11 protein-coding genes are annotated in these 12,528 nt (G+C 37.9%); 5 read left to right on the top strand and 6 right to left on the bottom strand.

From position 1 onward, the window contains the following. Positions 1-3: 3 nt before the first annotated feature. Together IL356_RS16580 and IL356_RS16575 are read left to right on the top strand one after the other, a co-directional pair. Complete coding sequence (locus IL356_RS16580; protein ID WP_121849692.1) at positions 4-693, top strand: ABC transporter ATP-binding protein; 690 nt, start codon at positions 4-6, stop codon at positions 691-693. A gap of 2 nt (positions 694-695) precedes the next feature. Continuing rightward, positions 696-3,245 carry an ABC transporter permease gene (locus IL356_RS16575; protein ID WP_225621541.1) on the top strand — a complete coding sequence of 850 codons (2,550 nt, stop codon included), beginning with the start codon at positions 696-698 and terminating at the stop codon, positions 3,243-3,245. 78 nt (positions 3,246-3,323) lie between these two features. On the opposite strand, the gene IL356_RS16570 is transcribed toward IL356_RS16575, so the two are convergent. After that, entirely contained in the window at positions 3,324-3,509 is a 186-nt protein-coding gene (locus IL356_RS16570) for a hypothetical protein (protein ID WP_121849691.1), read from the bottom strand. Between the two features lie 257 nt (positions 3,510-3,766). On the opposite strand from IL356_RS16570, the gene IL356_RS16565 reads away from it, so the two are divergent. After that, a complete protein-coding gene (locus IL356_RS16565; RefSeq protein WP_121849690.1) occupies positions 3,767-4,003 on the top strand; it encodes a hypothetical protein in 237 nt (78 codons plus the stop codon). On the opposite strand, the gene IL356_RS16560 is transcribed toward IL356_RS16565, so the two are convergent. Continuing rightward, the gene (locus tag IL356_RS16560; RefSeq protein WP_162987924.1) at positions 4,000-5,757 is read right to left on the bottom strand and encodes an FAD/NAD(P)-binding protein; all 1,758 of its coding nucleotides are present in this window, start codon (positions 5,755-5,757) and stop codon (positions 4,000-4,002) included. The genes IL356_RS16565 and IL356_RS16560 overlap by 4 nt on opposite strands. A 246-nt stretch (positions 5,758-6,003) precedes the next feature. Here IL356_RS16560 and IL356_RS16555 point away from each other — a divergent pair, with 246 nt between their 5' ends. Together IL356_RS16555 and IL356_RS16550 are read left to right on the top strand one after the other, a co-directional pair. Further along, entirely contained in the window at positions 6,004-6,240 is a 237-nt protein-coding gene (locus IL356_RS16555; protein ID WP_121850758.1) for a hypothetical protein, read from the top strand. A 279-nt stretch (positions 6,241-6,519) separates the two neighbouring features. Next, a complete protein-coding gene (locus IL356_RS16550) occupies positions 6,520-6,777 on the top strand; it encodes a hypothetical protein (protein ID WP_121849688.1) in 258 nt (85 codons plus the stop codon). 152 nt (positions 6,778-6,929) lie between these two features. On the opposite strand, the gene IL356_RS16545 is transcribed toward IL356_RS16550, so the two are convergent. The 4 genes from IL356_RS16545 to IL356_RS16530 all read right to left on the bottom strand — a co-directional run bounded on the left by IL356_RS16545 (position 6,930) and on the right by IL356_RS16530 (position 12,461). Next, on the bottom strand, positions 6,930-8,153 hold the full coding sequence (locus tag IL356_RS16545) for a sensor histidine kinase (protein ID WP_121849687.1): 1,224 nt from the start codon (positions 8,151-8,153) through the stop codon (positions 6,930-6,932). A gap of 129 nt (positions 8,154-8,282) precedes the next feature. After that, positions 8,283-9,677 carry a Gfo/Idh/MocA family oxidoreductase gene (locus IL356_RS16540; protein ID WP_162987923.1) on the bottom strand — a complete coding sequence of 465 codons (1,395 nt, stop codon included), beginning with the start codon at positions 9,675-9,677 and terminating at the stop codon, positions 8,283-8,285. A 65-nt stretch (positions 9,678-9,742) separates the two neighbouring features. Then, positions 9,743-10,975, bottom strand: a complete 1,233-nt coding sequence (locus IL356_RS16535) for a sensor histidine kinase (protein WP_121849685.1) — start codon at positions 10,973-10,975, stop codon at positions 9,743-9,745. 313 nt (positions 10,976-11,288) lie between these two features. Continuing rightward, a complete protein-coding gene (locus IL356_RS16530) occupies positions 11,289-12,461 on the bottom strand; it encodes a sensor histidine kinase (RefSeq protein WP_225621535.1) in 1,173 nt (390 codons plus the stop codon). Positions 12,462-12,528: the final 67 nt, after the last annotated feature.

The raw sequence follows: 12,528 nt of genomic DNA, 5'->3' as shown, positions 1-12,528 counted from the left end.
TTAATGACAAAGATATTAAACGTCAACCATCTTGGGAAAGCCTATACAAGTGGTTCGAAAAAACTTGAGGTTCTTAATGATATTAACTTTCACGTCAATGAAGGAGAGAGCTTTGCGATTGTCGGGCCTTCCGGAAGCGGCAAAACAACGTTGTTAGGTCTTTGCGCGGGTCTCGATGGGGCCGATTCGGGAACCATTGAATTATGTGCCACAAGACTCAACGCCTTGAACGAGGATGAAAGGGCACTTTTGAGAAATTCAAAAGTAGGTTTTATATTTCAAAATTTTCAGTTACTACCAACGCTAACGGCTTTAGAGAATGTGATCGTACCTCTAGAACTGCAAGGTGCTGATAACCCCGAAAATATCGGTCTAGAATTATTGAAAAAAGTCGGACTCGAAAACAGGGTTGATCATTACCCGTCTCAATTGTCTGGAGGGGAGCAACAACGAGTGGCATTGGCCAGAGCTTTTTCGAGCAAACCTTCCATTTTATTTGCAGATGAGCCTACAGGCAACTTAGATGAAGAAACTGGCGAAAAAGTGGTTCAACTGCTTTTTGAACTGAACCAAGAAGCAGGCACTACTTTGGTAATAGTTACCCATGATATGAATTTGGCAAATAAGTGTAAACGTGTCTTAAAGCTTAAGGGTGGTAGGGTTCAAGCCGAACAACTATCTGATCGTTTATGAAGATGAATAAGGGGAAGAAAGATAATGTACGTTTGAAATGGCTATTAAAAATGGCTTGGCGAGACGGTAAGGCCAGCACTAAAAGATTGGTGCTTTTTATGGCTTCCATCGTTTTAGGTATTTCTGCAGTAGTGGCGGTACAATCATTTAGCGAAAACCTGAAGCAGAATATAGGATCTCAATCGAAAGCCCTTATGGGTGCTGATTTTGTTATCGATAGTAATCATGAGCCAAACGAGAAGGTTCAGGGTATCATCGATTCTTTAGGCGGCGCAAAGGCTCGAAGTATCAGCTTCCCATCTATGGCATTGTTTCCGAAGCAAAACTCAACGAAATTGGTCGGAATTAAGGGTATTGAGGGGCCTTTTCCTTTTTATGGGGAACTGGAAACGAACCCACAATCAGCAGCTTCTTCATACCAGGGTAACAATAGTGCTTTGGTCGATGCTACCCTTATGCTTCAATTCGGGCTTTCAAAAGGCGATACAATCTCTATCGGTAATATAAGGTTGCCCATTGAAGGTGCTTTAATTTCAGCGCCAGGGTCGACAGGTCTTACCGCCTCAATTGCACCTCCCGTCTTGATTCCTTATGAATTCATCGCCAAAACGGGTTTGGTTCAAACAGGTAGTCGAATAGATTATGATTTTTACTTTGTCGCCGATGCGGGACAAGATTTGGAGGAATTGGATGAGAAAATAGACCCTATTCTAGATGCTGAGAATGCTGATTTAGATACGCATAGCTCAACCGGACAGCGCCTTGGGCGGCGGTACGATAATTTCGGTAAGTTTTTAAATTTGGTGGCGTTCATAGCCCTTTTGTTGGGTTCGGTAGGTGTGGCCAGCTCCGTGCACATATATGTGAAAGAGAAGTTACAATCTGTTGCGGTTTTAAAATGTCTGGGAGCTACAAGAAAGCAAAGCTTCTATATCTATTTGATTCAAATTGCTTTTATGGGCTTGTTCGGAGGTTTGTTTGGGGCCATCCTCGGGGTTGGTTTTCAGCAATTTTTTCCTGTATTGCTGAGAGAAGTAATTCCTTTTGATATTGAAATAACCTTCACTATATGGCCCATATTATTAGGTTTGGTTTTAGGCTTGGTTATGTCGGTCCTCTTTTCCCTATCTCCATTATTAAGTACGTGGTTTGTTTCGCCTTTGCAGGTGCTTAGGGTTCAAGAGAAAGGTATTGAACCTCCCAAAAGGGTTGTTTACCTTATCTATGGTGCTATCATTGTTTTCATATTTCTTTTCGCCTTTTATTTACTCGACAATCTTGCTTTTGCCTTCTACTTTTTATTGGGGGTTGTTGTCGTGTTTGCAATATTAGTGGCCGTTGGCATATTTTTTATGAGAATCGTCAAACGAAACTTTCCAAAAGGTTGGGGGTTTGCGGCACGGCAAAGTTTATTGAATCTTTTTCGGCCCAACAATCAAACTTTGGTCTTGATATTAGCTATCGGAATCGGAACTTTTCTAATCAGTACATTATATTTTACAAAAGACATTTTAATAGGTAAAGCAACTCTTGAGAACAAGCAAGAATCGCCCAATCTAATTTTTTTGGATGTTCAATCGAATCAGACGGAGGATGTTAAAAGGAGTATAGAAAAGTCAGAACTATCCGTTTTAAATGATATTCCGATTGTAACCATGAGAGTTCAAAAAATTAAGGAAAGAAATGCCAGCGATATTAGAAATGACACCACTTCAACCATCAATGACTGGGTGTTGAACCATGAATTTAGAGTCACCTATAGAGATTCTTTGATTGCTTCTGAAAGTATTGTGGAAGGGGAGTGGCCAAGTAAAGAATTAAGCGATGGTCTTGTGCCAATTTCAATTTCCGATAATGTAGCTAGAGATGCACAGGTTGAGGTCGGAGATAATCTTACCTTTAATATCCAAGGAGTTTTAATGGAAACCCAAGTAGCCAGCATTAGAACTGTAGATTGGGGTAGAATGCAATTGAACTTCAATATAATCTTTCCTTCGAAAGTGCTGGAAAGCGCACCCAAGTTCCATGTCGTTACCACATACGCTGAAAACGAAAAAACTTCAGCCGAGCTGCAGAAGCAAATGGTTCGGCAGTTTCCAACCGTATCTATTATTGACTTACGTCAGGTTTTAACCATAGTGGAAGGCATTCTGGATAAAATTTCATGGGTGATCAACTTCATGGCTTTTTTCAGTATTTTGACCGGAATTATTGTATTGATAGGATCTGTTAGAACCAGTAAATATCAGAGAATAAAAGAAAGTGTGTTGTTGCGTACTTTAGGAGCTAAGAGCGGACAAATTTTGAAAATAAATGCCTATGAGTATTTTTATTTAGGCTTTTTGGGAAGTTTCTTAGGAATTCTTCTTTCCCTGATTGCTAGTTTTCTTCTAGCTCAATTGGTCTTCAAAGCTGCTTTTATACCATCATGGATTCCTTTTTTGATAGTAGGCCCAAGCATTACACTTTTGGTTTTGGCCATAGGCTTGTTCAACAATAAGAGCGTTTTAAGTAGTCCACCGTTAGAAGTACTTAGAAAAGAAGTATCATAAATTAAAAGATGCTGTCGTCCCGGTTATATTGTTTTATCACCTGAAAGTACTTGCTTCTCCGACGGAGCCAATAGAAAATTATTTCTTGACGGAAGTATTTCTAACAAGGCCGACGCCAGAAAAGAAAAAGATGGCACCTAAAACCCCATAAACAATCAACATCTTTGTGGTTCCAGATTCGTTCGCGAATAAAATGCCCGTATAAACCAAGCCGCCTATACCTAGTAGCGTAAGTATGCTACCAAAAATCTTCTTTAAATCCATAGTTTTAAAAGTAGAAAAAAATAATCAATAAGATGAACTTAGTCAAAAAGACATTTTTGGCCAATGTAAAGTATCCAAAGTTAAGGTTAAAATACACTATTTATCGTTGAGGTGTATTCAGGCTAGATTACGATAATCGGCACAATTTTACACTTAATCCGAACTTTGCCACTTTAACGAGTTTTTAATCTCGTTGAACGAGCCGAAACCCAGTAGAATGGGGTCTGTAGAGTTTTATATATATAAAATCTACAGTCATGAAAACTATTGCAACTTTAATCTTTGTTCTTTTTATCGGAGTTACTTCTCAAGCTCAAAAAGCTACCGAAGTTAAAGTAAATGCTATTGAAAAAAGCATTGTGACAGAAGTAGAAATCACTGAGACTTTTAAGACGGTTAAATATGAAGTAGCACGTCTTTATAAGAGAGATAACGCCCGAGTTAAGAAAGCTCTTTCCTTTACAACTAAATATAATAGAGCTAAAATGGCTTAAGAATCAGTATTACGGTTACCTAAACGTTCTAATACCCCTTCGGCCCAATCTTCAATTCTCTTTCCAAAGCACTCTAAGATAGCATCTACTCCTACCACGCTTCCTTTCGACAATCTTCCCAATACGGCCAAGCTAATTTTTTCATCGTTTTCAGACCTTTTCACTAGTGCATTCTCATAGGTGTCTATCCCTAATTCAGAATGAACAGGTTTTATGAGTTCATGATTGAGTAAATTGACGACCAAGGGAGAGGAAACTTCCAATACCTTCGGTGAATCTAGAACACTGTTGATCATTACATCTACTATTACCTTTCGATTTTCTTTCTGAAGCGACCATCCATCTTGAACCAATTCTACTTTAGGGTCTTTTAAATAGTTTAAATCGACTATCCCTGCATCAATTAAAGCCAATAGTTGCTGCATACTTTCTATCGGTGGGCCATAAGAGTATCTTTTTATTCGCTCATGGAGCTTAATAACTGAAGCTATGGTTTCATGTGGTAAAGAAGAATGTGAGAAAGCTTGATACCAAAGAGATTGCAAATGCCGCCATACTTGACCCATACAATAATCAAAAGATATGGGCTCTAGGTCGAGGGCCATGGAGACATATTTTTCGATGAGAACGAGGGTAGGGGTATCTGCCTTTAGTAAAGAGCGATGTTTATAATTTTCATCATTGAGCCAGGTAACAGCAACTTCATATAGTTCGTTACGGCTCGAAAGGCAATCCATTCTTTTTTCTTCAAAATCAAGGTATACCCTAACCGCAATTGGCGCCATGGCCTCAATTAAAAATAGATTTCCTTCTACCTCGGTTTTATTCTGGGCCACCTTTCGAACGGATTCAAAAAATCGGTTCTTCTCTTCTTGTGTTGGCCTATAGATATTATCAATTTTTTCACCTAAAGGTTTTGGTACTAGAGGGAGTCCATCCAACGAAAAAGGAACTATTTTAGAAGGTATTCTGTCATTTCCCTCAAATCGGTATTTATAAATATCATCATCTGTCGGCAAAAATTTACCTCCCCTGTCACAGGTTAAGGCACGTAAGATGTCTATCATAGAAAGGCCAAAACCTCTAATGCCTACCTTGCTATCAGAACTAATCTTATTGCTCTTAATTAATCTTTCGGTTGGGTAAGCCTCCGGATACAAGGTACATTTGCAAGTTTCTTCTGCACGATGCTGCCACTTCAAGATTTCTTTCGAAGTATTTGTTGGTTGATGACCAATGGTCAGCAATACTTCGTTGAAATGAAAAGTGTTGCCATTACTATCGGTCAGCTTAAAATGACCATCGGCATAATCTAAATCTTCAATTTTTAAAGGCTTTAAATGGAGGTAGGGTGTCTTTAAAAGATTCTTTGAAAAACTTTTGAACCGTTCGTTAAGGTATGCCCCAAGTTTTTTTCTGGGAGGATAGTAGTCAGTATTCGATTTTTTTTCGGAATCGCTCCATTCACTATAAGACGGAAAGGATGATACAACAACCCCTTTAAAAGAAAACTTTTTACGACCCTTTAGGTCGCGCAAAGCCCTTTCGGAAATATTGAGCCAATTGCTATCAGGTTGGTCTACCCTCCAGGTGTTTCCAGAACCTGCGTAAACCGAAGGTTCAAATAAGGTTACATGAATAGTGCTCTCAGGTGAAAGATTCGAGAACTTATTGAAAAGCTGCTCGACAGCATAGAGACCTCTTGGACCTACTCCGACGATGGCGATACTTGTATTGGTTAGTTGAAAGGTCAATGGTATTTAGTATAAAACGGTAGTAAGTTATATAATAGCGAAGAAAGTTAGGATGCCTATCGATTAAAAAATCAGATTAAATACACTTAAATCCGATTTGGGGTCAGCAAGGGCGAATACATTTATCGGTAGTTTTTTGCACTTCATCCGTAGTTTTTCATTTGAACGAGTTTTTAATCTCGTTGAACGAACCGAAACCCCGTGAAATGGGGTCTGTGGAGTTTTAATTATATAAAACTTACAGTCATGAAAACTATCGCAACTTTAATTTTTGTTTTTCTTATCGGGTTCACTTCTCAAGCTCAAAATGCTGATGAAGCTAAAGTTGATACCGTTGAGATGACTGTAGTAACGAATATTGAAATCAAAAAAAAAGTTGAGATTGGAAAATATGAAGTTGCCCGTCTTTATAAAAGAGATAATGCACGTGTTAAAAAAGAATTATCCTTCTCAACTAAAAGAAATAAAGCTAAAATGGCTTAAGTGTTTTTAAATTCAGGAATGCCCCTAACCAAAAAAAGCCACCCATGGGTGGCTTTTTTTATTTCTCATGGGTGATAAACCTTCTCTTCTATTCCGGGAAACCTCTCGATTAACTGTCAAAAACTTAGATGTGACGTTGTATCGCTCAAAAACGGTAATCGAAGAAAATCAGCACTTTAACCCAGTTTTTTCACCATGGCGAAAAATAGGGTCGTTTAACGTGACCTTTTTTCTTAAGCAGTAAATGAGCGGTTACTTAGTAGTACCCAAATATTACTTATGAAAACTGTTACTACCTTATTTTTTGTATTGTTTTTAGGATTTCAAGCTTCTGCTAAAATACCAACACACGATGTTAAAGTTGACGTTATTAAAATGGATATTGTTTTGGTTGATAGCTCTGACAATCTTGAATCTTTTGAGAAGGCTCAAGTTAATAGCCCAAAAGGTATAGCTCGTCTTTATAAGTCAAAGAATTCAAGAATAAAAAAAGAATTAACTTTTACCACCAAATATAATAGGTCTAAACTGGCCTAAGTAATTCAATTAATTGAACGATATGATTTATGTTCTGCTTTTTTCCGCTTTAATAATCATTTCGGTTTACCATATTTTCAGAGATAACTTAAAACCTGTTAGACTTAAAGTCATAAAAAAGAAAACTGATTTTTGGAAATAAATAATACTCCTTAAGCGGTTACCGGGGCCATTTGGTTCTTTATGTGCTTGAACTTAACGATGTAGTGGGTGCCCTTCTTAGTAAAATCTCTTTTAATACTTCCCTGCAGCTGTCGAACAAGATTGTGAATCAATTTTAGACCTAAACTATTAGAGGTTTTGTGAGTTACCGTTTCAGGAAAGCCGATTCCGTTATCACCTATCTGAAGAAGAAATTCATTGTTCTCGTCTTTGCTTAATTGAATATGTATTTCTCCTTTATTTTCATCAACTATACCGTACTTGAGGGCATTGGTTACCGCCTCGTTGATGAGTAGGCCCAAAGGTATGGCCGTATCGATGTTAAGCTTTAAATCGGGTATATCAATATCTAAGGTAATATTACTGCTTGTTCCCTTGATTGATCTGATTAAGTATTCGGCAAGTTCTTGCACATACGAGCGGTACTCTATTTTAGAGAGATCTTCGCGTAAATACAGCATTTCGTGTACCATCGCCATTGAGATAACCCGGTTCTGACTGCTCTTTAAAAGATTTTTGACCTCCCTGTCGGCTATATTGCGCGATTGAAGGCTTAAAAGGCTTGAAACGGTCTGTAAGTTGTTTTTAACCCTGTGATGAACCTCTTTGATCAATGTTTCCTTTTCGTGAATTTTTTCTTCAAGCTCGCTTTTTGTTTTATAAAGATTATGATGGGCGTGTAAAAGGTTTTTCCCAAAAACACCTCCCAATAAATAAACTGAGAAAAGAACGCTTAGTAGTGCAAAAAGATTTCTAGAATTCTCAGGTACCACATTAGTGACAAAACTGAAATCTGCTACGCTTTGAGAGTAAATGAGTACAATTATCAAAAGATTGAGATTCAGGTATATAGTGCCGTAAGACTTAGTGGTCACATAGCCGGCCACAACAATCAATGCGAGTACAAAAATGAAGGGACTATTAATACCCCCACTATATAGAGTTATGATACTGGCACCGGCCAAGGTCATAATCGATACGATGTTATAGGTAAGGGTAAGGTTTTTATGGTATTTGTAAAGAAATGTATTCAGCAGATTCAGTATTCCGAAAATGAGAAATACATAAGGTATGACTACGGTTATCTTTAAAATGTAGATACAGGTAAGAAAGAACAGTAGTGAAAATATAGAGGTAAAGTAATTGACCTTAATGACCAACTTAGCTTTATCTTTGAAACGTTCTTCTATGTGTCTTTTGTTTTGCCTAGGCATATAGGGGATTTTCGTTTGACACTGTTACTCTTGGGTTTAAGTAAAAACTCACAAGCAAGAGTAAATTTACTTATGTTTTGGCTGATTATCAAATAACTTCATTGGTTTGATTTAAGTTGGAGGGTAATATCAGGTTCTCGAGACTTTCGGTTCTAAATCGGTCAGGTCACCAATTTTAATAGGTTTGCCTGATTCAATACTTTTTCTGGCCCCAATACCAATTAAAATGGACATGGCGCCATCTCTTACGCCCGCCGTTCTACCATACTCATCTTGTGTTTCAGGGCTTTTGAAAATTTTATCATGTAACCTTTTGTCTCCACCGCCATGACCACTTTTTTCAAGACCTACTTGAATGGTTTCATGCTTGTTCCATAATTTGTGAAGAATTACAGGTTCATATGTCAACTCATCCTTACCGGTTTGCGCCATCTCTTTGGCGTGTTTCTCCGCCTCATCTATAGATTCATTTTTGAAATAAGGGATGTCTTGCCACGCCTCAATTCTACCTTCTGTGCCATTAATGCCCATTCGCCAACCTTCATAGGGCGAGTAGGTGGTTAAAGAATAATTTAGCACGGTGTTATTGGCGTATTTCACCTGGGCACTCATCTTGTCATAAATATCTATGTCGTTTCTAAAGAGACAATTGTCCCTAATATATCCATCATGTTCTTCATGGTTCGCGTAAAGATTCATCATACGTTCATCTTTAGTAATATCCCAATGAAACTTACAGTCAGGCTTATGCTCGCACGTTCGGCATTTATCACCTCTAAAAGGCCCATTTTTACCATAAAATTCTAGGTCTCCGTAAGCAAAAACCTCACTTGGTTCCGAGTCTATCCACCAGTTTAACAAGTCGAAATGATGGGTTGATTTGTGTACCCATAATGAACCACCGCTTTCCATTTCACCATGCCATCTTCTAAAATAAGAAGCGCCATGGTACGTGTTCAAGTACCAATGAAAATCTACAGATACCAATTTACCGATTGCATTGTTCATCAAAAGTTCTTTAACCTTTGTGGCATAAGGGCTCCATCTATAATTGAAACCTACAATAAGCTTCTTGTCCGATTTTCTTTCGGCCTCTAAAATAGCCTGACACTTGCTCTCGTCAGTCGTCAGGGGCTTTTCGGTCAAAACATCGCAGCCCATTTCCAAACCTTTAATGATATACTCGTGATGGGTCGAATCTTTAGTGGTAACTATGACCAAATCAGGTTTGGTTTTGTTGACCATCTTTTCAAAATCAGTAAAAGTTGGGCACTTGGCGCCAATATATTCTTTGGCATATGCCAATCTTCCCGGGTTGATGTCGCAGAGACCTACAAACTCAAGTATGTCTGAATATTGGTCGACCAAACGTTTGCCCCAAAAGGAAGTTCCGCGTACCCCAGTACCGACCAAGGTAACTTTGAGCTTTTCAGATTTTCCAAAATTAAAGGCATGCAGGGGCATGGCCGAACTTGCGGCAAGCATACTGATGGACGAAATGAACCGACGTCTAGAATTGGTCATGAGAGATTAGTGTTTCAAGTATCAAGAATAAAGATATTGAATTTAAACCAATTCGATTTTTTGCACTAGAACGACCTCAATTCTTTATCGGAAAGGTAGGGGGCGGTTATTTCTCTGAAACGCACATTATAACTAGTTCCTTTTTTTGAAAGATCTCTTTTTACCGAACCTTTAAGTTGCCTGGCCAAATTGTGAATCAGTTTAAGCCCCAATGAGGTACTGGTTCGAAGTTCAATGTCTCTTGGGAAGCCCACACCATTGTCACTAATACTTAGGTGATACGTTTTGTTAGAATCATCTTTTTCTAACTTAATATCGATTTTGCCTTGTATATTCTCGACAAAACCATATTTAAGCGAATTGGTGACCGCTTCATTGATCAATAAGCCTAACGGAATAGCGGTATCGATACCAAGGCGCAAATCTGGAATGTCAATATTTATGACAACATTTTTATTTTCTTTATGAGTCGATTTGATGAGGTATTCGCTCAGTTCTTTTATATAAGAGTTGAACTCTATTTTCGATAGGTTATCACGTAAATAGAGCATTTCATGAATCATGGCCATAGCGTTCACCCGATTCTGGCTGCTCATTACCAAGTCTTTTATTGTTTCATTAGTGGAGTTTTTAGCTTGTAGGTTAAGAAGACTGGAAACGGTCTGAAGGTTGTTCTTGACACGGTGGTGAACCGTACGTAACAATCTTTCCTTCTCAAGAATTCTATTTTCTATTTTTCCTTTGGAGTCACTCATGGTCTGGTGGGCCTTCAAAATATCCCTGCCGAAGACACCGCCCAACATATACACCGAGAAAAGTAAACTAAGAAGACCAAAAAGGTCTCTAGAGGCTTCAGGTACAGCATTGATGGATTTGTAGATTCCGGCCTCGCTCAACCCATAGATAATCAATATGGCAACTACGGTACTTATCAAGTAGATTTTTCCGAACAGTCGAGCCGACACATAACCTCCTAAAACAATGATGATCAAAACAAAAATGAAAGGGCTATTGATTCCTCCTGATAGCAAGGTTATAGCAGATGCCCCTATAAACGAAAGTGTAGCGGAAACAACCGCCGAAAGGGCCAATTTTCCATATGTATTAAAATGAACGAGGTTTAATAAATTAAGAATGGAAAAACCAAAGAATACTGTCGGAACGACCCCATCTATTCTAAGTACGAACATACAGATCAGGCCAAAAACCAAGCTCAAGCCCGAAGAATTATAGATAAACTTTTTTAGCAACCTGGTTTGGTTGGATATTCGATGGTCTATTTTACTGCTTTTAATCATTCGATAACCAGGCGGTATTCACATTCATGCAAACCTAACCTATGCCCCAAGTATGTTTGGAGCTAGTGGAAACGAACAGCAGTTCTACCGACATATAGCCGATAAAATGAAGTATATTTCTAGGGTTAGGTAGAAATTTGGGTTTAAACTACGATTTTATTACGAAAAGTCTTTAATCTGCGGAAGAAAAGTTGAAATGAAATTTGCAATTTGCAACCAGTTGATAATAAAACATTTTTCTGTAAAAGCATGGAAATAACGTTCTCCTCAAATGTTATTTTGTTAATATTTATCCTACAAAAAATTCAACTATTCAATGTTTTTGAACATCCTTGAATATGACTTCATAACCGGTACCGTGACCAGTATTAAGACGTCTTGCTGAACCATGAAGTTGTCTGGCCAGGTTGTGAATGAGCTTTAAGCCTAATGATTTGGCTTTCTTAATGTTTACTTGCTTGGTGAAACCAGTACCATTATCACTAATTCTAAGTTTATATTCTTCCGGATTATCGGTTCTTTTCAGTTCGATGTCTACAAGGCCTTTATTCGTTTCGTTAAAAGCGTATTTTATTGAGTTTGTAAACGCTTCATTGATTAATAGGCCAAGTGGTATGGCCGTATCTATGCCGAGTTGTATATCAGGAATATCTATTTGTACCTCTATATTTTTTTTGTCGGCATTTGCAGACTTGATGAGGTAATCGGTGAGTCCTTGAACATACGACCTAAAGTCTATTTTAGAGATGTTTTGTTTTAGATAAAGCATCTCATGTATGATTGCCATTGACAGAACCCTATTCTGACTGCTTTTGGTCAGTTCTTTGACCTTACCATTTTTTGTATTTCTAGACTGTAGATTTAGAAGACTTGAAACTGTTTGAAGGTTATTCTTTACGCGATGATGCACTTCACTTAAAAGGTTTTCTTTTTCCTTTATTTTAATCTCAATTTCTTCTTTAGATAGAAATAGCGAACGATGGGTTTCTAAAAGATTTTTGCCAAATATATAGCCGAGTAGGTAAACAGCAAATAAGAGGCTAATGAGGCTAAAAATTTCTTTTGATGCTATTGGTATTTCAGTACGGAAATGTTCAGGATAAAAATGGCCTAGGAAAAAAATGATCAGAATACTTGATAAAATGACGTACATATAGACCTTGCCGAATAGTCTAGTAGAAACATAGCCCGCGAGTACTATAATGGCCAAAACGAAAATGAACGGACTCTCAATTCCTCCACTGAACAAACTAATGACGACCGTACTTACCCAAGATAAAATCGAGGTAAAAATGGCCATAACGGTTAAATTACGGTGGTATTTGAAGAGAAGAACATTTAAAAGATTTAGACCGGTGTACCAAAAAAAGATGAAAGGTATAGTGCCTTCTACATTGATAAAGAAGGTGCAGATTACACCCAAAACAAAGCTCAAAATAGAAGACGCATAATTGAATTTTAGCAATAAATCAGTTTTATTGCCCAATCGATTAAGGTTTATTTTGGCACGCCTAACCATCGAAATTTTAATTGAGATTGATTAACGAGTCATA

It is taken from the genome of Euzebyella marina, assembly GCF_014855515.1.
Classification (GTDB): domain Bacteria; phylum Bacteroidota; class Bacteroidia; order Flavobacteriales; family Flavobacteriaceae; genus Euzebyella; species Euzebyella marina.
The sequence above is the reverse complement of the archived record's forward strand: the minus strand, read 5'-3'. Positions and strand labels throughout refer to the sequence as shown.